Here is a 26,411-nt window from a genome sequence, read left to right on the forward strand (position 1 = left end):
ACCAACAAAAGGATTACCGGTTCAGCCGGTTCTCCACGAGGCTATCGACGACGCCCGGATCGGCGAGGGTTGAGGTGTCGCCCAAGGCGGCATAATCGTTCTCGGCGATCTTGCGCAGAATGCGGCGCATGATCTTGCCGGAGCGCGTTTTGGGCAGGCCGGACGCAAACTGGATCAGATCGGGCGAAGCGATGGGGCCGATCTCCTTGCGCACCCAGTTTCGCAATTCGGCGCCCAGCTCGGGTTCTTCATCCTCCCCCGCCATCAGCGTGACGTAGCAATAAATCCCCTGCCCCTTGATCTGGTGCGGATATCCCACCACCGCCGCCTCGGAAACCTTGGGGTGGGCGACCAGCGCGCTTTCGATCTCGGCGGTGCCGAGCCGGTGGCCGGAAACGTTGAGCACGTCATCGACCCGGCCGGTGATCCAGTAATAACCGTCCTCGTCGCGCCGAACGCCGTCGCCGGTAAAATACAGCCCCTTGTAGGTAGAAAAATAAGTCTCCACGAACCGGGCATGATCGCCCCAGATGGTGCGCGCCTGCCCCGGCCAGCTATCGGCTATGGCAAGCACGCCTTCGGCTTTCGTGTCGGCGATCTCCTCGCCCTCTGCGGTGAGGACCAGCGGCTTGACGCCCAGGAACGGTTTGGTCGCCGAACCGGGCTTGGTCGCGATAACGCCGGGCAGCGGCGTGATCATCGCGCCGCCGGTTTCGGTCTGCCACCACGTATCGACGATTTCGCAGCGCTCCTTGCCGATGTTCTTGTCGTACCAGTGCCAGGCCTCGGGGTTGATGGGCTCTCCAACGGTGCCGATCAGGCGCAGGGATGAAAGATCGGCCTTTTCGATGAATTCGAGGCCCGCCCCCATCAGCGCGCGGATCGCCGTGGGCGCCGTATAGAAGATAGTGACCTTGTGGCGGTCCACCGCCTGCCAGAAACGCGAGCAATCGGGCCAATTGGGCACGCCCTCGAACATCACCGAGGTCACCGCGTTGGTGAGCGGGCCGTAGATCACATAGGTGTGGCCGGTCACCCAGCCCACATCGGCGGTGCACCAGAAGATGTCGTCCGGGCGCGTATCGAAGATCAATTCATGGGTGAGCGACGCCCAGACGAGATAGCCGCCCGTGGTGTGCAGCACGCCCTTGGGTTTTCCCGTCGAACCGGACGTATAGAGGATGAACAACGGGTCTTCCGCATTCATCGGCTCTGGCGCGCAGATCGGCTCGACACCGGACGCCGCTTGATGCAGCCAGATATCGCGCGTGTCCTTCATCGCTACGGGGTTGCCGGTATTTTCGACGACGATCACTTTTTCCACGCCGGGACAGCCCTCGAGCGCGATGTCCACATTGGCCTTGAGCGGCACGGTCTTGCCGGCGCGGCGGCCTTCATCGGCGGTGATGACCAGCCGGCTGTCGCAATCGTTGATCCGGCCGGCGAGAGCGTCGGGCGAAAACCCGCCGAACACCACCGAATGGACGGCGCCGATGCGCGCGCAGGCCAGCATGGCGTAAGCGGCGGCAGGGATCATCGGCAGATAGATGGTGACGCGATCGCCCTTTCTGACGCCGTGGTCCTTGAGGACGTTTGCCAGCCGGCACACTTCGTCATGAAGCTTTTGGAAAGTGATATGCTGCGCGGGATCGGCAGGATTATCCGGCTCGAATATAAGCGCAGTCTTATCGTCGTTTTTCGCCAGATGCCGGTCGATGCAATTGGCCGAAACGTTGAGAACCCCGTCTTCGAACCATTTGATCGAAACATCCGGATAGGCATAACTGGTGTTCTTGACCCTGGAATATGGCTCGATCCAGTCGAGGCGCTTGCCCTCCTCGGCCCAGAACGACTCGGGGTCGGAAATCGAGGCGGCGTATTTCTCTTCGAACTGCTGCGGGGTCAGGCGCGTGTGCCGCGCAATCGGGGCCTGGCTGCTCATGGCGCGCTCCTAAAGCGTTTCCAGCAAAAGTGGACATCACTTTTGCGGTTCGGAAACGTGATAAAACAAAGACTTAGAGCTATTGAAGCGATTCGAAGAAACGCGGAAATGCTCTAGATCGCAAGGTATTCTTGGCGTAGCTCGGCGTTGTCGAGCACTTCTCGGGCCGAACCGGAGAAGGCGACTTCGCCGGTATCGAGAATGACGGCCCGGTCGGCGAGCTTGAGCGCCGCCACCGCATTCTGCTCCACGATGATCGTGGTGATGCCCAGCTCCTTGATCTCGTGCAGGATGGTCTCGATCTCCTGCACGATCACCGGCGCAAGGCCCTCGTAGGGCTCGTCGAGCAACAGCAACTTGAGGTCCCGCGCCAGCGCGCGAGCGATGGCCAGCATCTGCTGCTCGCCCCCCGAGAGCGTGGTGCCCTCCTGCTTGCGGCGTTCGGCCAGACGCGGGAAATGGCCGTAGATGCGGTCCAGCTCCCAGCCCGCGCCGGGAGAAACCTGCGCAAGGGCGAGATTTTCCTCAACCGTCAGCCCCTGGATGATGCGCCGGTCTTCCGGGACGAGCTGGATGCCCGAGCGGGCGGCCTCGAACGCCTTGAGTTTGTGGACGGGTTGCCCGTCGAGCCAGATTTCACCCTGCTGCAAGGCCGGGTTGTCGAGCCGGGCAATGGTGCGCAGGGTCGATGTCTTGCCCGCCCCGTTGCGTCCCAGAAGAGCAAGGATTTCGCTATGCGCGATATCGAAGCTCACCCCCTGAACGATGTAGCTTTCCCCGTAATAGGAATGGATATCCTGCACCGAGAGAAACGGCGCGGCCGCTTCCGGTTTCGTGGTGGGATCGAGCTGGATGGTGGATACTGCGTTCATCAGTGCGCTCCTCCGAGATAGGCTTCCTGCACACGCGGGTCGCCGCGAACTTCCGAGGGCAGGCCCTCCGCGATGATCCGCCCGCCCGCCAAAACCGAAATCTTGTCGGCGAGCGAAAACACCACATGCATGTCGTGCTCGATGATCACCTTGGTCATCCCCCGGCTCTTGATCTTCTTCAAAAGCTCGATGGTGGTGTTGGTGTCGTGCCGGCTCATGCCGGCGGTGGGTTCGTCGAGCAGCAGCAGGCGCGGCTTCTGGATGAGGCACATCGCCAGTTCGAGCCGTCTCTTGTCGCCGCGCGACAGCGAGCCGGCGTGGACATGGCGGCGCTCGATCAGCCCCACATCCTCGAGCATGGCTTCCGCTTCCTCGCGCAGCGCGGTTTCCCGCTCGAGCGGCGTCGCCAGATTGATCTTGAACGCACCGTCCCGGCGGGCGAAGGCCGGGGTCATGACATTATGGAGCACCGGCAGGTCCGCAAAGATTTCCGGCGTCTGGAAAACGCGGCTGACCCCAAGCTGGTTGATCTCGTGCGGCTTCTTGCCGGTCAGCACGACGCCGTCGAACACCACGGCGCCGCTGGTGGGCGGGATACGCCCGATCACCACATTGAGCAGCGTGGATTTTCCGGCCCCGTTGGGCCCGATGATCGCATGGGTCTTGCCCTCCTCGACCTGAAGGTCGATGTCGGCGAGCGCATGCAACCCACCGAAACTCTTGTGAACGTCGGCAACGTGCAGAACGACATTTTCTCTGGTTTCCATCGTCCGTGCTCCTATTCGGCTGCCGAGGTGCTGAGGGCGGAGCGGGTTTTGCCCGCTCCCCTGTTGTCGAACATCGCCCGGATGCGGCGCACGCCCTCCATGATGCCGCCGGGCAGAAACACCACGACGAGGACGAACACCAAACCTTGCGTGAGATGCCAGCCCTCGCCGACAAATTTGGATGCGATCGCCACCCAGATGTCTTCCAGCCCATCGGGCATCCATGAAAAGACGTAGTGCAGGATACGCTCGTTGAAGGCCGAGAAGATGTTTTCCATGTATTTGATGAGCCATGCGCCGATGACCGGGCCGATCAGCGTGCCCACGCCGCCAAGAATGGTCATGAGCACCACTTCGCCCGACGCCGTCCACTGCATGCGCTCGGCGCCCGCCAGCGGGTCGGTGACAGCCAGCAGACCGCCTGCGAGCCCTGCATACATGCCCGAGATGACGAAGGCGGCCAGCGTATAGGGACGCGTGTTGAACCCGGTATAGGCCATCCTCGTCTGGTTGGATTTGACGGCGCGCAGCATCATCCCGAAGGGCGATGTGAAAATCTTCTGGGCCACGAAAAAGGCGATCAGCAGGATGATCGCGCAGAGATAGAACCCCTGAATGCCTCCGAGGGGGTTGCCCAGAAGGCTCGGCGACGGAATACGGCCCGAAACCCCCACCGTGAAGAGGTTATCGAGAACCCTCGGGTCCGAGCCGGCCAGTTGCAGCGCGGTTTCGCCATTGGTGATGGGCGTCAGCACCGAATAGGCCAGATTGTAACTCATCTGGGCGAAGGCCAGCGTCAGGATCGAGAAATAGATCCCCGAGCGGCGCAGCGACACATAGCCGATGACCAGCGCGAACAGCGCCGCCGTGACGATGGCGAACAGCAGCGCCGGAATGACGTCCATCGACAACAGCTTGAACGACCAGACGGCTGTGTATGACCCCACGCCCAGAAAAGCGGCATGGCCGAAGCTGAGATAGCCGGTGAGCCCGAACAGGATGTTGAAGCCCACAGCGAAGATCGCAAAGATCATGAATTGCTGCATCAGGCCCGGATAGGCCGCGCCCAGCGGCTGGAGCCAGAACGGCATGGTGAGCACGACCAGCGAAAACACCGCCAGGGTGACGTACTCGTTCTTGGGAAGCCGGAAGAAGTTCATCGCTCAGGACTCCATCATGCCGCGCCGGCCCATCAGCCCACGAGGACGGACAAGCAGGATGATGACGGCAACCGCGTAAATGATGATCTGGTCGATCCCCGGAATGATGGCCTTTACGGCGGTCATCGAGGCGAACGATTGCAGGATGCCCAGGAGAAATCCCGCCGCGACCGCCCCGGACAGCGAGCCCATGCCGCCGACGACCACCACCACGAACGACAGCACGAGAAAATCCATGCCCAGATGGTAGGTGGGCGGCAGCAGCGGCGTGTACATCACCCCCGCGAGCCCGGCGACGACGGCGGCGATGCCGAACATGATCGTAAACCGGCGGTCGATATTGACCCCCAGCAACCCCACGGTTTCGCGATCGGCCATCCCCGCGCGCACCACCATCCCGAACGTCGTGAACCGCAGGAAGGCGAAGACCGCGCCGATCACCACGAGCGAGAAGCCGAGATAGACGAGCCGCCAGAGCGGATAGGTGACGGCGCCCGCCTGAAGCCCGAACAACGCGCCGACATCGGCGGCGCCCCTGAAATCGGACGGGATAGGCTGCGGCCAGGGGTTGGGACCGAAGAAGGTCTTGACCAGTTCCTGAAGCACGATGGCCAGACCGAAAGTCACCAGAATCTGTTCGGCATGGGGGCGCTTGTAGAAGTGTTTGATGAGCCCGCGTTCCATCGCGACACCGATGATCAGCATCACCGGAATGGCCAGCAGGATCGATAACGGCACCGAATAATCCACGAGCACCGCGCCCCATTCGCCGAACCATGTTTCGGCCAGCGGCGTGCGCACTTCGAGCGGCGTGCCCCAGGGCGAAAGCTGGGTTTCGTCGATAACCACGCTTTCCATGGTGATGAGCGCACGGAACGCCACAGCGCAGAACGCGCCCAGCATGAACAGCGCGCCATGGGCGAAATTGACAACGCCCAGCGTGCCGAAAACCAGAGTGAGGCCCAGGGCGATCAGGGCGTAGGCTCCGCCCTTGTCCAGCCCATTGAGCAATTGCGCGAGAATTGCATCCATCGAAGTGCTCCAGATGTACCGGTTTGCCCGGCCACTCTCGCGGCCGGACACTCATGTGTGCTCTCAGGCGGGCGTCACGCGCACATGTTGGGTTCGTAAGGGCCCAGCTCGCCGCCGAAGATCGAGGGATCGTAGGTCACCGCATCGCGCGATGCAGTGTTCACCACTTCGAGCAGATCGTATTCGTTGGACGGGGTCTCCTTGCCCTGCACGACCAGCACGTCCTTGAAGCACTGATGGTCCGCGCCGCGGTACAGGGTCGGGCCATTGCCCATGCCGTCGAATTCGAAATCTTCCAGCGCCGCGATGACTTCGGGCGGATAGAAGGTCCCTGCCCGCTCCACAGCATCGGCATAAAGCAGGGTCTGCACATAGGATGTGTGGGCGGCCTGGCTGGGGGGCGAGCCCCATTTCGCGCCGAACGAGGCGGTGAAGGCCTTGGAGGCGTCGTCGCCCAGGCTCCAGTACCAGTTGGACGTGCCGTAAACGCCCTGAATGGCCGTTCCCGCGCCATGGGCCATGAGATCGGACACCAGCGGCAGCACGATCTCGAAGTTCTGCCCATTGGCCTGACGGTCGCGCAGGCCGAACTGGGTGGCCTGAGTGATCGAATTGACGCCGTCGAACCCGTAGTGATTGAGGATCAGGACGTCGGCGCCCGAATTGAGAACCGGGGTGATGTACTGGCTGAAATCACCCGCGCCCACCGGCGTACGCACGGTTTCGACGGTCTCCCAACCCAGCGCTTCGGTTGCCGCGATCATCGATTCTTCCTGGGTCCAGCCCCAGGTGTAATCGGCGGTCAGGTGATAGGCGCGGCGCGTATTGCCATAGGCGGCACCGAGCTGCGGCCCGAGGCCCACACCGGACTGATAGGCGTTGAAGAAATGGCGGAAGCCATAACGCCGCTTGTCCTTGCCGGTGGTATCGTTGGAGTGCGTAAGGGCGGACATGAAGATGACCCCCATGTCCTGGCACAGGCTCTGCACCGCCACCGCCACGCCCGAGGACGAACCGCCAGTGATCATGATCGCGCCATCGCGCTCGATCATGCGGCGGGCCGATTCGCGGGCCGGGTCGGACTGGGTCTGGGTGTCGCCGGTGACGTATTCGACGCGCTTGCCGAGAATGCCGCTACCGGTCAGCGTCTTGGACGAAAAGTGTGGGATAAGCCCACCGTCGCCCTCGCCATTGAGATGCTCGACGGCCAGCTCATAGGCCTTGAGTTCGTCGGCGCCTTCATCGGCATAAGCCCCGGTTTGCGGGACGTTGAAGCCCAGCGTAACCGTATCGCCCGTGGGGGCATTGCAGAATTCCTGCGCCCAGGCCGATTTGGACAGGATAAGGGGCGATACCCCCGTGGCGAGAATACCGGCCATGCCCGTCTTGACGACGCGCCGACGGCTGATTCCGCGTTTCATTTCGCTCATTGATCTCCTCCTTTGACGCCGAAGCGGCATACCTCCATACGCCTCTTCGCCTCACCGAAGTATCGATGCGCGTTAATCCCGCCGCAATATGCGATTGTATTTACAGGATAATTCTGTCAATCATTGACCAGATTTGGCCATTATCCAGTCAATGACTTAACAATCGAGGGCTCATGCGCGCGCCCATCGGGCTCAGGATCAGCACACGCCGCAAGGCCAAGCGTCTCTCCCAGGCGGCGCTGGCGCGCAGCGTCGATATCTCGCCGAGCTATCTCAACCTGATCGAGGCCAACAAGCGTCAGGTGGGCGGAACCCTGCTCCAGCGCATCGCCGCCGAACTCGGCGTCCCCATCGACGAGTTGACCGGCGAGGCCGAGCACCGGCTCATCCACGAACTCGTCGAAGCCTTCGCAGATCCGGTCCTGGCCAATGCCGGGCTGGAGGCGGAGCAGGCCCGCAGCCTCGTGGCCACCCAGCCCCAGATCGCGCAGGTGATCGCAAGGCTCCACCGCGCCTATATGGCCGCCTCGACCAACGCCGATGCATACGCCAACCGGCTGCGCGCCGATCCGCTGCTCAGCCAATTGCTGCACCAGGTTCTTTCGAGCATCACGGCTGTGCGCTCATCGGCCGAAATTCTCGAGGAGACCGACGATCTCAGCGAGGCCGACCGGGGGCGGTTCGTCGGCTCGATATCGCGCGAAACGAGGGGGCTGACGGCTGTGGCGCAAAACCTCATCGGCCAGTTCGACCACGCCAGCACCGTAAGCCGTTCCGCCTCGGTCCGGCGCGAGCTCGACGACATGATCTTCGCTGCCCGCAATTATTTCCCCTCGCTCGAGGAGCGGGCCAACCGGATCGCGAAAACCCTCGGCAAGGCAGTCCCGTTCGGCGAACCGGCAATCGTGCGCCACCTGCGGGACGCCCATGGCATCGCCGTGGAGCGAACTGCAAATCCTCCCGCAGGGCAGGCCTTCGCCTATGATGCCGCGCGCGCCACGCTCTGGTTCCGCAACACGGTCCCCCAATCGACCCGCCAGTTCCAGATGGTCCGCCTGATTGCGGAATTGACCGGCGGCGACGTGCTCGACGCCGCCGCCAACACCCCTTACCTCTCCTCGGATACGGCGCGGCGGCTGGCACGCTCTTACCTCTCGTCCTACATGGCCGGCGCGGTTCTGTTTCCCTATGAACCGTTCCGCGCCGATGCCGAAACGCTGCGCTACGATATCGAAGCGCTGAGCGAGCGCTACAACGCGAGCTTTGAGCAGATCGCCCATCGGCTGGTGACGCTCAGGCGAGAGGGTGCCGAAGGCGTTCCCTTCGGGTTCCTGCGGTCGGACCCGGCCGGACGCCTCACCAAGCACTTCCCCCTGCCCGGCCTGCTGCTGCCCCAGACCGGTCACGCCTGCCCGCTCTGGGCCATATACGCCGCCTTCCGGTCCTCGGGCCAATTGGTGCGCCAGGTGGTGCGGTTTTCGGACGGCTCGCGCTTTCTCTTCATAGCCAAGGCGGTCTCCCGGCGATCCTCGGGGTTTACCGACCAGACCCTGCCCCATTCGATCCTTCTGGCCACCGATATCCTGCACGCGGACAGCACCGTCTATGCCGATGGTCTCGATTTGAGCGACGCGACCGCCGATGTTCCGGTCGGCCCGAGCTGCCGGCTGTGCACGCGCGCCGACTGTCCCAGCCGTCAGGAGGCGCCTTTCGCACCGGGCACGGAAGCATGGCTGGCCGGTGCCATCGCCTGACGGGGGTTGGCGAACCGTCACAATTGCGTTTATCTGGAGTCGAGGCCCGGGGAGGATGGGACTCGGAGGGGGAGTTTTGGCTATCGACATTCTCATTGCAGAAGACGAGCCATCCATTCTTGAAGCCCTTGATTTCGTCCTGAAAAGAGCAGGATGGACCATCGGCGCCGTCATGGATGGGGAAGCGGTTATGGATGCCGTCAGGCGGCAGCGGCCGCGCGTGCTGGTTCTCGACATCATGCTGCCCAAGCGCAGCGGCTTCGAAGTGCTCAAGCAGATCCGCGCCGACCGATCCACGGCCAGCCTGCCGGTACTCGTGCTGACCGCCAAGGGCCAGCAGCAGGACCGGCGCATCGCCGAGGAACTGGGCGCCGACCGGTTCGTCACCAAACCCTATTCCAACGCGGATGTGGTCGATGCCGTGCGCAGCCTGCTCGATGAAGCGGCCCCGCTCCATCCCCACTGACAGCCATGACGCGGCGTAAATTCATCGGCGCCTCGTTGTTTTTCACGCTGTTCGGCGCCATGGCCATTTTGCCGCCGCTCATCCTGCTGTTCCGCTTCGACGCGCTGATCGGCGGCGTCCCGGTCGAAACCATTTTCCTGTTCGGGCTCTGGCTGGTCCTGATCGTGGGCGCGGCGTGGTTCAGTGTCGTCCTGCCTCATGACGAACCGTCCGAGCCGCCCGAGGATCGCCACCCATGACGCTGACCGCCGATCTGGTGATTGCGACAGCCGTGGCCTATGTGGGCCTGCTGTTCGTCATCGCCTATCTCGGCGATCGCCACACGCGCCGGTCGACGGGCGGTTTCCTGCGCTCGCCCTTCGTCTATACGCTCTCGATCTCGGTCTATTGCACCAGTTGGACGTTTTACGGCGCCGTGGGCACCGCCGCGCGCAACGGGTTGGAATATCTCACGATCTATCTCGGCCCGACCGTCGTCTTCGTGGGCTGGTGGTTCATCTTCCGGCGGCTCGTTCGCATCAGCCACGACCAGCGCATCACCTCGATCGCCGACCTGCTCTCCTCGCGCTTCGGCAAGTCGAGCACGCTCGGCGTGCTCATCACCGTTCTCGCCGTCATCGCCATCGCGCCCTATATCGCCCTGCAACTCAAGGCCATCACCTCATCGATCGAAGCGATAGCCGGGTCATCCGAGTTCGGACGCGGCAGCCTGGAAGGCTGGGACGAAGTGGGCCTGGCCTTCGGCGTCGCGGCGGGCATGGCTGTGTTCACCATCCTGTTCGGCACACGCAACGTCGATGCCAAGGAGCAGCATCACGGCGTCGTCGCCGCCATCGCCTTCGAGGCCATCGTCAAGCTCACCGCTTTGCTCTGCGTGGGCTTTTTCGTCGTTTACATCGGCGGAGGCATGGAAACGATCTTCGCCGACGCCGCATCCGCCGGTCTGGACATCCACGCCACCAACACCTTCGGGGACCGCTGGATCTCCACGCTGGTTCTCGCCGCCGCCGCCGTCATCTGTCTGCCGCGCCAGTTCCAGGTGACCGTTGTCGAAAATTCCAACGAAAAGCACCTGCGCTCGGCAAGCTGGGCCTTCCCCGCCTATATGCTGGCGATGAGCCTGTTCACCCTGCCCATCGCGCTGTTCGGGCTCACCTCCATGCCGGCGGGTTCCAACCCGGACATGTTCGTGCTCACCCTGCCCCTGGCCCAGGGACAGGACGCTCTGGCTCTGTTCGCCTTCATCGGCGGATTTTCATCGGCCACCTCGATGATCATCCTCGAATCCATTGCGCTTTCGATAATGGTTTCCAACCACATCGTCGTGCCGATCATGCTGCGGCTGACCGCAGGTGACGGGATCGGCGACGGACAGGGCGTGCGGCGGCTGATCCTCAACGCCCGCCGGCTTTCCATCATGCTGATCCTGTTTCTCGGGTTCGGCTATTTCTACCTCACGCGCGGGTCCGATGCGCTGGCCCCCATCGGGCTCATTTCCTTCACCGGGGTTGCGCAATTCCTCCCTGCCATCCTCGCCAGCCTCTTCTGGCGCGATGCTTCAACAAAAGCCGCCATAGGCGGGGTTTGTATTGGTTTTATCGTCTGGCTGTGGTCGAGCTTCATGCCGTCCTTCGCCTCATCGTCCAGCCTTGTCGCCGACATCATGGCCAATGGACCATTGGGCATTTTGTGGCTGCGCCCACAGGGCCTTTTCGGCCTCGACGGGCTCGACCCGCTGACGCATGCGGTGTTCTGGAGCCTGTTCCTCAACACCTCTGTTCTGATCCTGGGGTCCCTGGCCACCAGCCAGTCTGCGCTCGAACATGTACAGGCCACGCTGTTCCTCAACGTCTTCCGCCGCACCGGCACGCAGGCCAACCCCATCCACGGCACCGCCACCGCCGACGATCTGTTCCTCGTCGCGCGCCGGGTGCTGGGACATGAACGCGCCGTGGCCCTGTTTTCCGAAGAGGCGAAACAGGCCCGCATGCCCTGGACGACGCTCGACCCCAGTCCCGCCTTCATCCGGCGGCTCGAACGGGAAATGGCCGGCTCCATCGGCGCCGCCTCGGCGCATGTCATGCTGTCCAAAGTGGTTTCCGGCGATGCCATTTCGCTCGAAGAAGTCATGCAGATGGCCGACGAGACCCAGCAGGCCATCGAATATTCCCAGGAGCTGGAGCGCACCTCCACCCAGTTGCGAGCAACGGCGGAAAAACTCGAGGAAGCCAATCGCCAGCTCCGCAAGGTCGATCTGCAAAAGGACGAATTTCTCAGCCAGGTCAGCCACGAGGTCCGCACCCCCATGACCGCCATCCGCGCCTTCTCGGAAATTCTCCTGAGCGAAGACGACCTCGACGAAGGCGCGCGGCACAAATTCGTTTCCACGATCCACAAGGAAAGCCTGCGCCTCACATCGCTGCTCGACGAAATCCTCGACCTTTCGGCATTGGAGCGGGGCGAACGGGCATGGGAAAACCGACCGGTCGACGCCGAGGAATCGCTCGATCAGGCCCTTCGGGTCTGCGACGCGCTGGCCCGGCAATCCAACACCAGCGTCAAGATCGGCACGCGCGCCTCGGCGGCCTATGTGCGGGCCGATCCGGACAGGCTCAGCCAGGTTCTCATCAACCTCATCTCCAACGCCATCAAATACAATGGCGCCATCGCTCCCGTCGTCGAAGTGCGCTCACGCCTCAAGGGCAAGAGCTACATAATCGAAGTCGAGGACAACGGCCTGGGCATCGCCGAGGAGGAGCGCCTGCGGATTTTCGACAAATTCTATCGCGGGCGATTGGGAGAAACCGGCCCCTATGCCGGAGCCGGGCTCGGCCTGCCGATCAGCCGCGAAATCGTCTCGCGCATGAACGGCAATCTCGAACTCGTCTCGGGCACCGACGAAGGCGCCTGCTTCCGCATAACGCTGCCCCTCATCACCCGCGACGATATCGAAAAAGCCGCGCAGTAACCGTCAGGCCGATCTGCGCGATGATGGAAGCACCGCGATATTGTCGATAAGCCGCACGCCATCGAGCCACGCGGCCACAAGCAACCGGGCCGGTCGTTCCACCCGCGAAACCGGCTCGAGCGTCTCGGCATCGCGCAATTCGAGATATTCGACCTCCGCATACCCACCGTCGACAATAGCGGCTTTCGCCGTATCTATCGCCGCGCCGGCCGCCTCGCCGCCTTCCATCGCCGCCCCCGCCGCCGCCAGCGCTGCCGCGAGAGCCGGCGCGCTCTGCCGTCCCTCGGCGCTCAGCCGCACGTTCCGCGACGACAGCGCCAATCCATCCGCTTCCCGAACCGTGGGCACGCCCACGATCTCCACCGGTATATCGAGATCCCGCACCAGACGGCGGATGACGCTCAATTGCTGATAATCCTTTTCCCCAAACAGCGCGACGTCCGCCTGCGTCTGGAGCAGCAGTTTGGTGACGACGGTGGCAACGCCATCGAAATGACCGGGCCGATGCGCCCCGCACAGCCCCTCGCTCAGCCCGACGACCGAAACCGTCGTCGAAAACCCCTGCGGGTACATCTCCTCGGCATCGGGAGCAAACAGTAGGTCGACATCCTCAGCCGCCAGCCTTGCCCGATCCGCGTCCTCATCACGAGGATATCGGGCCAGATCGTCGCTGTTGTTGAACTGCTTGGGGTTGACGAACAACGTCACGATCACCCGCGCCGCCCTGCCCCGCGCCGAACGCACCAGCGACAGATGCCCCTCATGCAGCGCCCCCATGGTGGGCACCACGGCAATCTTGTCGCCCGCCGCGCGCCACCGGGCGATTTGCGCGCGCAAATCGGCGACCGTCCGGCAAACCGAAAGGCTCATGAAGCACCCTTTACGCTGGCCGGAGCATCACCGAACAGATGTTCGGCCGCCGGAAAGCGGCGGGCCCGAACGTCTTCCGCATAGGCCGCAACCGCCTTTTCAGCATCCAGGCCAAGTTCTGCATAGCGCTTGACGAATTTGGGTTTGAAATCGGCGAACATGCCCAGCATGTCATCGACGACGAGAATCTGCCCATCGCACGCAGCCGAAGCCCCGATGCCGATGGTGGGAATGTCGATATCCGCCGTAACGCGCCGCGCCAGAATGTCGGGCACTTTCTCGATCACCACAGCAAAGGCCCCAGCTTCGGCCACGGCCTGCGCGTCGTGCAACACCGCCTGCGCCTCGGCCCCGCGCCCCTGCACCTTGTAGCCGCCAAAGGTATGGACCGATTGCGGCGTCAGCCCGATATGGGCAACCACGGGAATGGCGCGCTGGGTGAGAAACCGAATGGTCGGCGCCATATGCGCGCCGCCTTCGAGCTTGACGGCACCGCACCCGGTCTCGCGCATCAGCGTCGCCGCGTTGCGGAACGCCTGCTCGGGGCTTTCCTCATAGCTGCCGAACGGCATATCGACCACCATCAGCGCCGATTTCAGCCCGCGCCGCACAGCCTTGCCATGCAGGATCATCATCTCGAGCGTGACGCCCAGCGTATCGGGCAGCCCATGCAGAACCATGCCCACGCTATCGCCCACAAGAACCAGGTCGCAGTGCTGATCCACCAGTTGAGCGATCGGCGTGGTATATGCCGTCAGGCAAACGATCGGCGCCTGCCCCTTGCGCGCCATAAGCGCGGGAGGTGTAATCGGCGGCGTGGGCGTCTTGCCATAGGTCATCAATGCTCTCCCACATGCGGCTGCGATGCCGGCTGTTCATGATATGTGGCCGCCGCCTTAGCCGATCTCAAGCCCCGCTCATACCCCGACATTGGATGGACGGCTCTTTCAGCCCGGCTGGAGCCGCCCGAGGCTTTCCACCGAACCGAGCAAGCGCGCCGCAAGCAGAAGCGAACTGCCGGTCGCCATGATCATCTGCGGCAGCACCAGCCATTCGAGCGTCCACGCCGCGCCCGAACGCTCCTGCTCATGGACCAGCGATTGCGCTATGGTGCCGCTGGCGCCGGCGCTATAGCGGGCGAGCGAAACCAGCACTTCGGCGGCAACAGGATTGGATTTGTGCGGCATCGCCGAAGACCCGCCTCCCCCGGCCAGGGCGATTTCGCCATTGGCGTTCTGCGCGAGAATGGCGATATCCTGCCCGATCTTGCCCAGGCTGCCGCACACCAGGCTCAGCCAGCCGGCAAATTCCACCACCGCATCGCGCTGATTGTGCCAGGATTTATCCGTTGTCCCCAGTTCCAGCCGCTCGGCCAGGGCGGCGACCACACGCGGCCCCTCCTCGCCCAGCTTTTCCAGCGTGCCCACAGCGCCGCCATATTGAAGCACCAGCAGGCGCGATTTGACCTGTTCGAGCCGCGCCCGATGGCGTTCGAGCGGCGCCTTCCAATCGGCGATCCGATCGGCCACCGAGATTTCGAGCGCGTCCTGCATACGCGTGCGGCCCATGAGCCGGCGCCCGCCGAAACGGCCCGACAGCGCCTCCAGCGTGCCCTCGATGGCGGCGATGCGGTCCGCGAGAATGTCGCAGATCGATTTGAACCGTAGGACAAGGCTGGTGTCCATCACGTCCTGGCTCGTGGCGCCGAAATGCAGCGCCTTGGCGGCGTCCCCGTCCAGCGCCCCGCGCATCTGCCGCACCAGTTCGGGCGCGACAACGCCGTCGCGCCCCAATCCATCGCGCAGGCCATCCATATCCAGAACCAGATCGGTCGTGAGACGGTCGATGGCCCTCGCCGCCTCGGCGGAAATCACCCCGCACTCGGCCTGCGCCGCCGCAAGCGCGATTTCGAACGTCACCATCGACGCGACGGCCGCCTCGGCCGAAAGGAAACCGGCCAGTTCGGGGTCACCGAACAGGCCGGAAAGAATTGGATGATCGAAGGGCGACAGACTCATCAGGCATCCAGGAAGACGGTTTCGTTTTCTCCCTGAAGATAAATGTCGAAAGTGACCGTGTCACCGTCCCGTTTGCCGATCATCGTATTTTCACGACCCACCATCCGCGCCTTGGCGAGAATCGGGTCCTTGCTGTTGGCGTCCTGCTCCTCGGAAAAATACATCCGGGTGTGCAGCCCGATATTGATGCCGCGCGCCACGATCCAGAAGGTGATGTGCGGCGCCATGAAACCGCCGCTGGGCGCCGGAACCGGACCGGGCTTTACGGTATCGAACGAGAACTCGCCATTGGTGCCGGCTGCCTGCCGCCCCCAACCCGAGAAATTGGGATCGACGCCGGTGCGGTGCTCGGCGGGACTGTTGTAGATGCCGTTGGCATCGGCCTGCCAGATTTCGACAACGCAGTCGAAAACCGGGTTGCCGCCTCCGTCGATCACTCGCCCCTTGACGGTGATGCGCTCGCCCTTGACCCCGTCGGAAACCACGTTGAGCCCCAGATCCTCGGGGATCACCCCATCGATATCGTAGAGGTTGGGGGTCATTCCGATATGGACATAGGGGCCGGCGGTCTGCGACGGCGTTTCCTTGAGATAGTCGTACGGCTTGACCATCAATTGCCCTCCGGACGGTTTTCAAAAAAGGTCGAGCGCTGTCCGCGCAGGACGATATCGAAACGATAAGCGCGCAGATCCATCGGAATCGTATTGTTCATGTCCAACCGCGCCACCAGCCGATCGATCGCCGCCTTGTCGGGCACAGTGTTGACGATGGGGCAGAGCGGGATGAGCGGATCGCCCTCGAAATACATCTGGCTGATCAGGCGCTGGGCAAACCCCGTGCCGAACAGCGAGAAGTGGATATGGGCAGGCCGCCAGTCGTTGATGCCGTTGGGCCAGGGATAGGGTCCGGGCTTGATAGTCCTGAACCAGTAATATCCGTCTTCATCGGTGACCGTTCGCCCGAACCCGCCGAAATTGGGGTCCAGCGGCGCGCGATAGCCTTCGCGCTTGTGGCGGTAGCGTCCCCCGGCATTGGCCTGCCAGAATTCCACCAGCACGTTGGGGATCGGCTTGGCATTCTGGTCGAGCACATGGCCGTGGACGACGATACGCTGCCCGATCGCCTCTTCGCCGGCCTTGGCGTAGTTGACGATGAGATCGTTATCGAGCTCGCCCAGCATGTTGTGCCCGAAGGCAGGACCGGTCTTTTCCGTCATTGTCGAGGAAAAGCTGATCAAGGCCTGCTTGGGCGCGCGCAGGGTGCTCGATTTGTAGCCGGGGGTGAATGCGGGCGGGTGCTGGCTGAAATCGCGCTCCATGAAGGCCGCGGCTTCCGGCCGGCTGTTGGAAAGACGCTCAGTCATTGTCATTGCCCTTTTTTATGCGCTCCAGCGCCTGCCGCGCCAGTTTGATCGCATGGTTGGCGTGCGGAACCCCGGCATAGATCGCAACGTGCAGCATGATCTCGCGGATATCCTCCTCGGTCGCGCCGGTGCGCGCCGTCGCCTCGATATGCATGACCATTTCTTCGTAGTGCCCCAGCGCGGCAAGCAGCGCAATGGTCACGATGGAACGCTGCCGCTTGTCCCAATTGGGCCGCGACCACACATGCCCCCAGGCCGCCTCGGTGATGAGGTCCTGAAATGGCCGCTCGAAATCGGTCATCGCAGCCTGCTTGCTGTCCACATAGTCTTCGCCCAGCACGCTGCGGCGCGTTGCCATGCCCTCGGCGTGGCGGGCCGACGGCCCTTCATGATGCGACATTGCGCATTTCTCCCTGTTCGACCCGTTCGGCCAGCGCGGCGATTGCCGCCGCGACCGGCAGGGGTGTCTCGATGCAGGGCAGATGCCCCGCACCTTCGATGATCTGAAATTGGCTTCCCGCAATCTGGCGCGCGAACTCGGCGACCAGGTCGGGCGGCGTGGCGCCGTCCTCGGACCCCACCAGCACCGACACGGGCACCGCGATGCTCGCTGTATCGGCCCGCCGGTCGAACTCCGCTATCGCCGCGCAGGTGGCAAGATACCCTTCCACCGGCTGACGCTCGAACATGGCCCGCGCGATATCGTATTCCGGCCCGCCGGACTGCCTGAAACCGGCGCTGAACCAGCGCTCCATGATGCCTTCGGTCACCGACGCGATTCCATCGCGGGAAATGGCCTCGATCCGCCTGTGCCAGAAATCGGGATCACCGATCCTTGCGGCGGTATCGCAAAGCACCAGCCCCGCCACGAGATCGGGCCGGTCGAAATAGAGCTGCTGGGCGATCTGCCCGCCGACCGAAAGGCCGCAGACAATGGCGTCGGATATGCCCAGCGTTTCGAGCAGCCGCACCAGATCGCCCGCATGATCGGCGATTGTGTAGGGCGTGCTTCCGATGCCCGAAAGCCCGTGCCCGCGCTTGTCGTAAACCACAACGCCCAGATCGGCATCCAGCGCTTCGATCACGCCGTCCCAGATGCGGAAATCGGTCCCCAGCGAATTGATGAACACGACCGTCCGTGCGCCCGGCGCGGCTGGCCGATGTCGATAATGCACGACGATGTCGCCAAGCCTTACGCAATTCATGGGAGTCCTCCTTGCCGCCCACAGTGGAACGACAAAATGGTTTTGTAAAATGAAACTATGAGCCATATAGATAACCCATAGTTCATGGATTAGGCATGATCGAAACCCGCATCCGTTTTCGGCATCTGCACACCTTCGTGGAAATCGCCCGCCACAATTCCGTGGGCCGCGCGGCGCAGGTGCTGGGCATCACCCAACCGGCGGTGACAAAGACCATGCGCGAGCTCGAGAGCATCCTCGACAAAAAGCTGCTCGAAAAAGACGGGCGTGGCGTCCGCATCACCCGCTATGGCGAGGTTTTCCTCCGCCACGCCGGCGCCTCGATAGCGGCGGTCCAGAACGGCGTCGACAGCCTCAGCCGCACCGATGCCGGCCCGCCCATCCGCATCGGTGCCCTGCCCACCGTCTCGGCGCGGATCATGCCGATTGCGATGCAGCGTTTTCTTGCCGAGAATACCGACAGTCCGGTCAAGATCGTCACCGGTGAAAATCAGGTGCTGCTGGAACAGCTCCGCACCGGAACGCTCGATCTGGTCATCGGCAGGTTGGCCGCGCCCGAACAGATGAGCGGCCTGACCTTCGAATACCTCTATTCCGAGCAGGTCCGCTTCGTGGTCCGCGACGGCCATCCCTTGCTCAAGGACCTGCACTTCGATTTCGGACGCCTGCGCGACTATACCATCCTCATGCCCCCCGCCGGTTCCGTCATCCGGCCCTATGTCGACCGTTACCTGCTGGCCCACGGCATGGCCGAACTGCCCCATGCCATCGAGACGGTCTCGGATTCCTTCGGACGCGCCTTTATCGAAGAGACCGATGCGGTCTGGGTCATTTCCGATGGCGTGGTCGCCCGCGACGTCGCGGCAGGCCGGCTGCGTCCGTTGCCGATCGACACAACGGAGACGCAAGGGGCTGTCGGGCTCACCACCCGCGAGAACGCGCCGTCCAACGCCTCGCTCGATATCCTCGCCGGAATCGTCCGGGAAATTACCCGATCGCGTGCAGGCTGATCGAATCCCTGAGCGCCTGTGGCCCCTGCCCCATGCGCTGGGAAAAGAAGCGACTGAAATAGGCCGGGTCGGGATAGCCCAGGACGATACCGATTTCCTTGATGCTCAGGCCGGAAAACTGCAAATAGCGCCGCGCTTCGAGCAACACCCGCCGCTCGATCGCCGCCAGCGCCGAAAGACCCAGCACCTGCCTGCACACGCGGTTGAGATGCGTGGGGGTAATCCCGAGCTTGCCGGCATAAAACCCCACCCGCCGCGTATCGCGAAAATGCTGGTCGACCAGTGCGAGAAACTGATGCGCATGCCGTTCGCCCGCATCGCGATGATCCTCCGCCTGCCGCGACGCCGCGAGATCGAGCCTGTGCGCCATGACGAGCAGCAGCGAAAGCCGGGCTCGAAGCGCAGCCACCTGCCCCGGCGCGCGACGGTCCGCCTCCGCGATCAGCCGCCGTATCGCATGCTCAAGATCCTGCGCCTCGACGATGGCTTCGTCGGGCGCGAGAATGAGCGGACGCATGAGCCCGTTGGCGCTCGGTCCAATCTCTTCGAGCGCCGCTTTGACGTCCCGCGCAAAAAATGTGAGCACGAACCCGTCCACATCGGTCGAAAAGACGAAGCTGTGGACGATCAGCGGCGGCACCAGAATCATGGCGGGCGGGGAAACCTTGAAGGTTTCGCCATCGAGCATCACCGTGGCGCTGCCGCTCTTGAGATAAAGGATCTGGTGCAGCAGATCGTGCCGATGCGCGGAAATACGGAAGCCGTGCAGGCGCGAGCGCGAGGTGATGGTTTCCCAATGCAACCAGCTCTCGTCGCTGCTTTCGTTTTCCCCGTAAAGGGCATAGGTCGGTATGGCTTTCATGTTGTTATAGTCCAACTCTTTGTTGCGCCTGTCCATTGGCAAGTTGGGGCGCGATGCCCATCCTCCCGGCAAATCCGGCGATAGACCTGCCGGTATGGGGAGGAAAATCATGCGCACGCAGGTTGCGATCATCGGCGCCGGCCCGGCCGGCTTGACGCTCGGCCGGCTTCTGGAAAAAGCCGGGATCGACGCGGTGATCCTCGAACGCCAGAGCGCCGACTACGTGCTCGGCCGCATCCGCGCCGGCGTGCTCGAACAGAGCTCGGTCGATCTCTTCCGTGACCTCGGCGTCAACGCCCGCATGGATGCTGAAGGCATCCTCCATGACGGTGCCGAGCTCTCGTTCGACGGCGACATGCTGCGGATCGATTTTCACGAACTCGTCGGTCGCCGCGTCATGGTCTATGGCCAGACCGAAATGACCCGCGATCTGATGGATGCACGCGCGGAATCGGGCGGCAAAACGGTCTACGAAGCCGCCGAAGTCAACATCGCCGATTTCGACCGTTCAACACCACGAATCTCGTACAAAAAAGACGGTCAACACCATAGTGTTGAATGCGATTTCGTCGTCGGCTGCGATGGCTTCCACGGCATCTCCCGCGCCAGCGTCCCCACCTCCGCGATCTCGGTCTTCGAACGCATCTATCCCTTTGGCTGGCTTGGGATTCTGGTCGACGAACCCCCGGTTTCCGAGGAATTGCTCTACGCCCACCACGCCCGCGGCTTCGCCCTGTGCTCAATGCGCTCCCACACCCGCTCGCGCTACTACATCCAGGTCGACGCCAGCGAAAAGGCCGAGAACTGGTCGGACGACCGGTTCTGGGACGAACTGCGCAACCGCCTCAATCCCGACATCGCCCAAGCCATCAAGACCGGCGGCTCGATCGAAAAATCAATAGCCCCCTTGCGCAGTTTCGTCGCCGAACCCCTGCGTTTCGGGCGATTATTCCTCACGGGCGACGCCGCTCACATCGTCCCACCGACCGGTGCCAAGGGGCTCAACATGGCCATCCACGACGTCAGCGTCCTCGCCGGAGCCCTTGAAGAATTCTACAGCGAACGCTCGGAAGCCGGCATCGAAGCGTATTCGGCGGCAGTGCTCGAAAACACCTGGCGCACCGAGCGTTTCTCCTGGTGGATGACCCAATTGCTGCACACTTTCCCCGACAGCGGCGATTTCGGCCGGCGCATCCAGCGTGCCGATTTCGACTATCTGCGCGCCTCCCGCATTGCCCGACAGTCGCTGGCCGAAAACTACACCGGATTTCGCGCCTAGCCGGAGGAACCGAAATGCCCTGAACGGCATTGGAAACCCTAAGCGCGCGTTGCGTGCGCCAAGGTTTTCGGGGGCATCTCTCTATGAATTTTTCCGACGCGTACTGTGGTCCGCCGCCGCTTCCGTCCGATCTTTGGCTGCAATGGAATTTCGATCCCTTTGCTGCCGGGCTGATGGCCGCGCTGTTCGGAGCATGGCTGTTGGCCGGTCGTCGGGATACGACCGGCCGTCTGGCGTTGATCGGCGCGTTTGGACTGATCGTAATCGCGTTCTTTTCCCCGATCTGCGCGCTTACCACGGCGCTGTTTTCGGCGCGCGTCGCCCACCATGTAGTGCTTATCGGCATCGTCGCCCCGCTTCTCGCCATCGCCCTGCCCTGGCGGGACGGGCCATTGCTGCCGCTTGCCCCTCTAACCATCCTCAACGCGCTGATTTTATGGATATGGCATGCACCCAGCGCCTATGAATGGGCGATCTACGGTGCCGGCCCTTATTGGTTGATGCAGCTCTCCCTTCTCGCGTCTTCCTGGCTGCTCTGGCGCGAAGTGCTCTCGCCGCTCGCCCGGTCCGGAGGCGCGCTGGTCGCGCTGGCGGCCTTTATCGGACAGATGGGCCTGCTCGGCGCTCTCCTCGTCTTCAGCCCCTTTGCGGTCTATGCGCCGCATCTGAGCACCACGGCGCCCTATGGGCTTTCCGCGCTTGCCGATCAGCAATTGGCCGGGCTGCTCATGTGGGTGCCCGCCATGCTGCCCTACCTGGGCGCCGGACTCTGGCTGGTGCTGCGTCTCACCAACGGATTGTCGAACACGCGCACCGGTCTCGCCCGATGACGGAACTGCTCAAGTTCGTCCATATCGCCACGATCTCGGTCTGGGCCGCCGGGCTTGTGTGCCTGCCGTTTCTCTTTGCCCAACGCAAGGATGTCGGCCATGAGGACGCGCTTCACCGGCTCCATGCGATGGTGCGCTTCCTTTATGTCGTGATCCTTTCGCCCACTGCGTTTGTCGCGATCGGCAGCGGGACGGCGCTGGTTTTCCTGCGCGCGACATTCGAACCATGGTTTGCGCTCAAGCTGTTGCTCGTGGGCCTGATGGTCCTGATCCACATCATCTCGGGGCTTCTGGTCCTCTCGCTGTTCGACGAAAGCGCCCGATATTCGCGCTTGCGTTATATCGTTTTCACGGGTGGAACGCTGGCCATCGTTTCGGCAATTCTGGCCGTCGTGCTCGCCAAGCCCGAATTCGATATGAACCGGATCACGCCCGATTGGATAGCGCCCGGCCAACTTTCCGAGCTGGCGCAGAATATTCTGGGGTGGGACTTCCAATGAGGCGCCTCGCCCTGCTCTTGCCCATCCTGCCTGCGGTTTCAGGTTGCGCCGGATCACTCTCCACCCTCGATCCCGCCGGCCCATCCGCCGAAGCGGTGGCCACCCTCTGGTGGGTGATGTTCTGGGCGTCGGTCGCCCTCTTCCTCCTCGTTTCGGGCCTTTTGGCCGCTGTTTGGCTGCGCCCCGGTTTCGGAGCCTCGGTTTCACCGAAGCGTTGGATCGTATTCGGTGGCCTCGTCATGCCCGGCGTGCTGTTGACCCTGTTGGTTGGCTACGCCCTTTTTACCGGCGAGCGCCTGCTGCCAGTCGCGCTCGCCGACCAACCGGCGCGCGTTGCCGCCCATGGCGTTCGCTGGCAGTGGCAATTCAGTTATCCCGATGCGCCCGGCAGCGAAACGACGAGCGTCCTTCACATCCCGGCCGGAGAACCGGTGGACGTGCTGGTCACCAGCGGAGATGTGGTCCATTCGTTCTGGGTTCCCCGGCTTGCCGGCAAGATAGACGCTATTCCCGGCCACCAGAACATCATTCGAATACAAGCGGATAGGCCCGGGACCTATAGCGGGGTCTGCGCCGAATTCTGCGGCGGGGGCCATACCGATATGCGCTTTGTCGTCGAAGCTCACGCGCCCGAGGACTATCCGGCGGCGATCAACGGGGGCCAGCCATGACCGAGCCGATGTCGCCGATACGCCTGCACAAGGCTCTCGAACGCGCATGGGGCACCGGCCCCGGCTGGCAGCAACTGGCCGTCGTGAACCACACGGTGCTCGGTAAGCGTTTCATGGTGACCGCCTTCGTGTTCTTCACCATCGGCGGCCTTCTGGCCATGCTGATCCGGGCGCAACTGGCAACGCCCAATTCGGCGTTCGTGGGTCCGGAAATCTATAATCAGCTTTTTTCCATGCACGGCACGGTGATGATGTTTCTTTTCGCCATCCCCATGCTGGAAGGGCTGGCGATCTACCTTCTGCCCAAGATGCTCGGGGCGCGCGACTTCGCCTTCCCGCGCCTCTCGGCTTATGGCTATTGGTGCTATCTTTTCGGCGGCACCATCGTGGTGGCCTCCATGCTGTTCGGCGTTGCGCCCGACAGCGGCTGGTTCATGTACACCCCGCTCTCATCGCAGCCCTATGCGCCGGGGATCAATTCCGACATCTGGCTCCTTGGCATCACCTTCGTCGAAATCTCCGCCATCGCGGCGGCCATCGAGATTACCGTATCGATCCTGAAACTGCGCGCGCCGGGCATGTCGCTCGATCGGATGCCGCTGTTTGCCTGGTATATGCTGGTGACCGCACTGATGATGCTGTTCGGCTTTCCGCCGCTGATCCTGGGCTCGATACTGCTCGAACTCGAACGTGCCTTCGGGCTTCCGTTCTTCGATCCCACGCGCGGCGGCGATCCGTTGCTGTGGCAGCACCTGTTCTGGCTGTTCGGGCACCCCGAGGTCTATATCATCTTCCTGCCGGCAGCCGGGGCGCTCTCGACGATCATCCCGGTTTTCGCCCGGCGGCCGATCGTCGGATATCATATCATCATCGCCGCGATCGTCGCCCTGGCCTTTCTCTCCTTCGGGCTTTGGGTGCACCACATGTTCACCGTGGGCATCCCGCATCTGGCGCTGGCGTTTTTCTCGGCAGCCAGTGCGCTGGTGGCAATTCCGACGGCTGTGCAGATTTTTGCGTGGCTGGCGACGCTCGCCCATGGCAGGCCGCGCTTCGATGTTCCGATGCTTTACGTCACGGGCTTTTTCCTGATCTTCGTGATCGGTGGGTTGACCGGCGTCATGCTGGCGATGGTTCCGTTCGACCAGCAGGCCCATGACAGCTATTTCGTCGTCGCCCATTTGCACTATGTGCTGGTCGGCGGCTTCGTCTTTCCCATGCTGGCCGCCATTTATTTCTGGCTGCCGCACATTACCGGTCGCGCCTCGGTGCACCGCATATCGGTGCCCGCTTTCTGGCTGATTTTCATAGGTTTCAACCTTACCTTTTTCATGATGCACCTGACGGGCCTCATGGGCATGCCGCGCCGGATTTATACCTATCCCTCCAATTTCGGCTGGGACTGGCTGAACCTTTTATCCAGCATCGGCGGGTTCATTCTGACCATGGGATTTGCCCTGTTTGCTGTCGATATGGCACTCCACCTCCGGTTCGGGCGCCGCTTCGGGCGCAATGGCTGGAAGGCCCGCACCCTCGATTGGGCCATGCCGACGCGCCCGACTTCCTACGGGTTCGCCTCGCTGCCGACCATCGATCGGCGTGCCGACGATCTTGATCCCGATGAGCTGGGGCCAAGGCTTGCGGCGGGTGAAGGATATCTGGGGTTCGTGCGCGACAATCGGATGGAAACCCTTGCCGTGGACATGACCACAGGCAGGCTGGAGCATCTGGTCGTCCTGCCTAAACCGACCTTCATGCCGCTGGTATCGGCGTCGCTGACGGGGATGACGGTTCTGGCCATGCTGTTCAAGATATACCCGCTGGCTGCGCTCCTCGCCATCGCGACGGTGGGGAGTTTCCTGTTCTGGCCGGCCATCATGGGTTCGGAACGCGATGAGGGCACACTTTCCGTGGGGCACGGCGAATATACTCCGCGCGATACCGAGGTCGAACGCCCCTCCCAATGGTGGGCGATGGTCTTCGCCCTTGCGGCCAATGGCACGCTTTTCGTCTCGCTGCTGTTCGGCACGCTTTACCTCTGGCTCGTTGCACCCGGTTGGCCGCCTGCCGATATCGTCGAGCCCGATCTCTGGCTTTGGCTGGCTGCTCCCCTCTTGATCCTGGCGAGTATAGTCTGGCGCTGGAGCGCGGGGATAAACGCGCGGGGCGGCAATTTCGTGCCTGCTGCGATCCTCGCAATCGCCCTGGATGCGGTTGCAATTGTCGTTATTTCCCTGAGACTTGCCGGACTGCCCGACCCCACCCAGCATGCCCATCTCGCCACCAGCGCGGCGCTTTTGGGATATGCGGCGCTACATGCCGGGGTGGGGTTGGTGTTTTCGATCAACGCGTTGATGAAAAACGCCGGCGGCTATGTCTCGGCCCGCCGAGGCCTGCCGCTGCGGCTGGCCTCGCTGTGGCACGATTATACGGCGGTGACCGGGGTCGTGGTGGTGGCGATGATTGCCCTGATGCCAGGGCTGATCGGTGTATTGGCGGAGGTCGGATGAGCGGGGAATCGACAGTACCGGAATCGCGGATGATGTTGATTCCGCTTGGTTTTATCATCTGGAGCCTCGCCTTCGTGACGCTTTATGCGACCAATGCGATCGGGTGCGAATTCGGCTGGGCGGAGGGGACGCAGCGTGGCGTGCTGATCGCGCTGGCGGCAGGGTTTCTGGGGATTTCCGGCCTGGCGGGATGGCTGACCTTCAGGCATTGGCAGGACCGTGCGCGGGTTGAGGATGCACCCGCTCCCAGCCTTGGCATATTGGGCATATACGGGTCGAGTTCTGCGTTTGCTGCGCTTTTTGGACTGCTTGTGCCGGCCTTGGCGACATCATTGTGCATTTAGCCCATTGACGATCACTTATTGGGGTCGACCATGATCCCGATGCCGTGATCGAAAACCAGTTTGCCGCCATGCCATCCGGCAAGGCCCGTAAAGATGCCCGCGAGGACGGATAGGGCCAACCCGAGCGGGAGAACCGCATCGGGGTCGGTGAGGCGCACGCCCCAATTGGTGCCGGCAATGGCAAGGAGGGCCATGGCGGCGATGGCGTGTGTCCAACTACCGACGCGGCCACGGATGCCGGGGACGAGAACAAGTTCGGCGGTGCCCGCGATCCCGGCAGCGATGCCGAACCAGAAGGCGAAGCCGGCAGACCAGATGCCGGCCCGCACCCAGAACGGATCACCGCTCCACCAGTAGAAGATGTCGGCGCCAAGGGTGGCGAAGACCAGCGCAATGGGGAAATGCACCATCATGGCGTGGATTGGATGGCCCGCGACCGCCACCGCCGATTGGGCGTCGCGCTCGATGACTTCGGCAATCACCGGATTATCCGAGGATTTGGTATCGCGTTCGGCCATCTGCGCCCCCTTGCTCGCAAGATCAATGTTTGCGGCGGGCTGG

Annotated in this window: 26 protein-coding genes; 11 read left to right on the forward strand and 15 right to left on the reverse strand. The window is 62.9% G+C overall.

Annotation, left to right across the window (positions count from 1 at the left end; all coding sequences use genetic code 11):
- Window positions 1-13: 13 nt before the first annotated feature.
- From acs to V4T21_RS08635, 6 genes are all read right to left on the reverse strand, one after another.
- Entirely contained in the window at window positions 14-1,942 is a 1,929-nt protein-coding gene (gene acs / locus V4T21_RS08610) for an acetate--CoA ligase (RefSeq protein WP_332715502.1), read from the reverse strand.
- Window positions 1,943-2,055: 113 nt separating this feature from the next.
- Entirely contained in the window at window positions 2,056-2,814 is a 759-nt protein-coding gene (locus V4T21_RS08615) for an ABC transporter ATP-binding protein (protein ID WP_332715504.1), read from the reverse strand.
- Window positions 2,814-3,581, reverse strand: coding sequence for an ABC transporter ATP-binding protein (locus V4T21_RS08620; protein ID WP_332715506.1), 768 nt, complete (start codon window positions 3,579-3,581; stop codon window positions 2,814-2,816). Before V4T21_RS08620 ends, V4T21_RS08615 begins: the two co-directional genes overlap by 1 nt.
- Window positions 3,582-3,592: 11 nt before the next feature.
- A complete protein-coding gene (locus V4T21_RS08625; RefSeq protein ID WP_332715508.1) occupies window positions 3,593-4,741 on the reverse strand; it encodes a branched-chain amino acid ABC transporter permease in 1,149 nt (382 codons plus the stop codon).
- Window positions 4,742-4,744: 3 nt separating this feature from the next.
- Entirely contained in the window at window positions 4,745-5,773 is a 1,029-nt protein-coding gene (locus tag V4T21_RS08630; protein WP_332715510.1) for a branched-chain amino acid ABC transporter permease, read from the reverse strand.
- Between the two features lie 74 nt (window positions 5,774-5,847).
- Window positions 5,848-7,203 (reverse strand): substrate-binding protein, encoded by a 1,356-nt coding sequence (locus V4T21_RS08635; protein WP_332715512.1) that lies wholly within the window; start codon window positions 7,201-7,203, stop codon window positions 5,848-5,850.
- Between the two features lie 173 nt (window positions 7,204-7,376).
- Here V4T21_RS08635 and V4T21_RS08640 point away from each other — a divergent pair, with 173 nt between their 5' ends.
- The 4 genes from V4T21_RS08640 (at window position 7,377) to V4T21_RS08655 (ending at window position 12,391) form a co-directional block, all read left to right on the forward strand.
- Window positions 7,377-8,957: a helix-turn-helix domain-containing protein gene (locus V4T21_RS08640; RefSeq protein ID WP_332715514.1), complete on the forward strand. Its 1,581-nt coding sequence runs from the start codon at window positions 7,377-7,379 to the stop codon at window positions 8,955-8,957.
- Between the two features lie 76 nt (window positions 8,958-9,033).
- Window positions 9,034-9,423 carry a response regulator transcription factor gene (locus tag V4T21_RS08645; protein WP_332715516.1) on the forward strand — a complete coding sequence of 130 codons (390 nt, stop codon included), beginning with the start codon at window positions 9,034-9,036 and terminating at the stop codon, window positions 9,421-9,423.
- A gap of 5 nt (window positions 9,424-9,428) precedes the next feature.
- Window positions 9,429-9,662 carry a hypothetical protein gene (locus V4T21_RS08650; protein WP_332715518.1) on the forward strand — a complete coding sequence of 78 codons (234 nt, stop codon included), beginning with the start codon at window positions 9,429-9,431 and terminating at the stop codon, window positions 9,660-9,662.
- A complete protein-coding gene (locus V4T21_RS08655) occupies window positions 9,659-12,391 on the forward strand; it encodes an ATP-binding protein (protein WP_332715520.1) in 2,733 nt (910 codons plus the stop codon). The genes V4T21_RS08650 and V4T21_RS08655 overlap by 4 nt, the downstream gene beginning before the upstream one ends.
- Window positions 12,392-12,394: 3 nt before the next feature.
- Here the strand turns inward: V4T21_RS08655 and panC are convergent, their stop codons facing one another.
- From panC to pcaD, 7 genes are all read right to left on the reverse strand, one after another.
- Window positions 12,395-13,261: a pantoate--beta-alanine ligase gene (gene panC, locus V4T21_RS08660; RefSeq protein WP_332715522.1), complete on the reverse strand. Its 867-nt coding sequence runs from the start codon at window positions 13,259-13,261 to the stop codon at window positions 12,395-12,397.
- On the reverse strand, window positions 13,258-14,100 hold the full coding sequence (gene panB, locus V4T21_RS08665; protein ID WP_332715524.1) for a 3-methyl-2-oxobutanoate hydroxymethyltransferase: 843 nt from the start codon (window positions 14,098-14,100) through the stop codon (window positions 13,258-13,260). The genes panC and panB overlap by 4 nt, the downstream gene beginning before the upstream one ends.
- 108 nt (window positions 14,101-14,208) lie before the next feature.
- The gene (locus tag V4T21_RS08670; protein WP_332715526.1) at window positions 14,209-15,279 is read right to left on the reverse strand and encodes a 3-carboxy-cis,cis-muconate cycloisomerase; all 1,071 of its coding nucleotides are present in this window, start codon (window positions 15,277-15,279) and stop codon (window positions 14,209-14,211) included.
- A complete protein-coding gene (gene pcaG / locus V4T21_RS08675; protein ID WP_332715528.1) occupies window positions 15,279-15,890 on the reverse strand; it encodes a protocatechuate 3,4-dioxygenase subunit alpha in 612 nt (203 codons plus the stop codon). Before pcaG ends, V4T21_RS08670 begins: the two co-directional genes overlap by 1 nt.
- Window positions 15,890-16,642 (reverse strand): protocatechuate 3,4-dioxygenase subunit beta, encoded by a 753-nt coding sequence (gene pcaH / locus V4T21_RS08680; RefSeq protein ID WP_332715530.1) that lies wholly within the window; start codon window positions 16,640-16,642, stop codon window positions 15,890-15,892. The genes pcaG and pcaH overlap by 1 nt, the downstream gene beginning before the upstream one ends.
- Complete coding sequence (pcaC, locus tag V4T21_RS08685) at window positions 16,635-17,042, reverse strand: 4-carboxymuconolactone decarboxylase (protein WP_332715532.1); 408 nt, start codon at window positions 17,040-17,042, stop codon at window positions 16,635-16,637. The genes pcaH and pcaC overlap by 8 nt, the downstream gene beginning before the upstream one ends.
- Window positions 17,029-17,847, reverse strand: coding sequence for a 3-oxoadipate enol-lactonase (pcaD, locus tag V4T21_RS08690; protein ID WP_332715534.1), 819 nt, complete (start codon window positions 17,845-17,847; stop codon window positions 17,029-17,031). Before pcaD ends, pcaC begins: the two co-directional genes overlap by 14 nt.
- 95 nt (window positions 17,848-17,942) lie before the next feature.
- Between pcaD and pcaQ the strand changes: the two genes are divergently transcribed.
- Window positions 17,943-18,857, forward strand: a complete 915-nt coding sequence (gene pcaQ, locus V4T21_RS08695) for a pca operon transcription factor PcaQ (protein ID WP_332715536.1) — start codon at window positions 17,943-17,945, stop codon at window positions 18,855-18,857.
- Here the strand turns inward: pcaQ and V4T21_RS08700 are convergent.
- Window positions 18,835-19,719 (reverse strand): helix-turn-helix domain-containing protein, encoded by an 885-nt coding sequence (locus tag V4T21_RS08700; protein ID WP_332715539.1) that lies wholly within the window; start codon window positions 19,717-19,719, stop codon window positions 18,835-18,837. The genes pcaQ and V4T21_RS08700 overlap by 23 nt on opposite strands.
- Before the next feature lie 109 nt (window positions 19,720-19,828).
- On the opposite strand from V4T21_RS08700, the gene pobA reads away from it, so the two are divergent.
- From pobA to V4T21_RS08730, 6 genes are all read left to right on the forward strand, one after another.
- Window positions 19,829-20,998 (forward strand): 4-hydroxybenzoate 3-monooxygenase, encoded by a 1,170-nt coding sequence (gene pobA, locus V4T21_RS08705; RefSeq protein ID WP_332715542.1) that lies wholly within the window; start codon window positions 19,829-19,831, stop codon window positions 20,996-20,998.
- Window positions 20,999-21,081: 83 nt separating this feature from the next.
- Window positions 21,082-21,828, forward strand: coding sequence for a cytochrome c oxidase assembly protein (locus tag V4T21_RS08710; RefSeq protein WP_332715545.1), 747 nt, complete (start codon window positions 21,082-21,084; stop codon window positions 21,826-21,828).
- Window positions 21,825-22,328: a CopD family protein gene (locus V4T21_RS08715; protein WP_332715547.1), complete on the forward strand. Its 504-nt coding sequence runs from the start codon at window positions 21,825-21,827 to the stop codon at window positions 22,326-22,328. Before V4T21_RS08710 ends, V4T21_RS08715 begins: the two co-directional genes overlap by 4 nt.
- Window positions 22,325-22,999: a cytochrome c oxidase subunit II gene (coxB, locus tag V4T21_RS08720; RefSeq protein WP_332715549.1), complete on the forward strand. Its 675-nt coding sequence runs from the start codon at window positions 22,325-22,327 to the stop codon at window positions 22,997-22,999. The genes V4T21_RS08715 and coxB overlap by 4 nt, the downstream gene beginning before the upstream one ends.
- Window positions 22,996-25,506, forward strand: coding sequence for a cytochrome c oxidase subunit I (gene ctaD, locus V4T21_RS08725; RefSeq protein WP_332715551.1), 2,511 nt, complete (start codon window positions 22,996-22,998; stop codon window positions 25,504-25,506). The genes coxB and ctaD overlap by 4 nt, the downstream gene beginning before the upstream one ends.
- Before the next feature lie 29 nt (window positions 25,507-25,535).
- Entirely contained in the window at window positions 25,536-25,850 is a 315-nt protein-coding gene (locus tag V4T21_RS08730; protein WP_332715554.1) for a hypothetical protein, read from the forward strand.
- 11 nt (window positions 25,851-25,861) lie between these two features.
- Here the strand turns inward: V4T21_RS08730 and V4T21_RS08735 are convergent, their stop codons facing one another.
- Window positions 25,862-26,368, reverse strand: a complete 507-nt coding sequence (locus V4T21_RS08735) for a DUF2231 domain-containing protein (RefSeq protein WP_332715556.1) — start codon at window positions 26,366-26,368, stop codon at window positions 25,862-25,864.
- Window positions 26,369-26,411: the final 43 nt, after the last annotated feature.

This window comes from Pelagibacterium mangrovi (assembly GCF_036662815.1).
GTDB classification, from domain to species: domain Bacteria; phylum Pseudomonadota; class Alphaproteobacteria; order Rhizobiales; family Devosiaceae; genus Pelagibacterium; species Pelagibacterium mangrovi.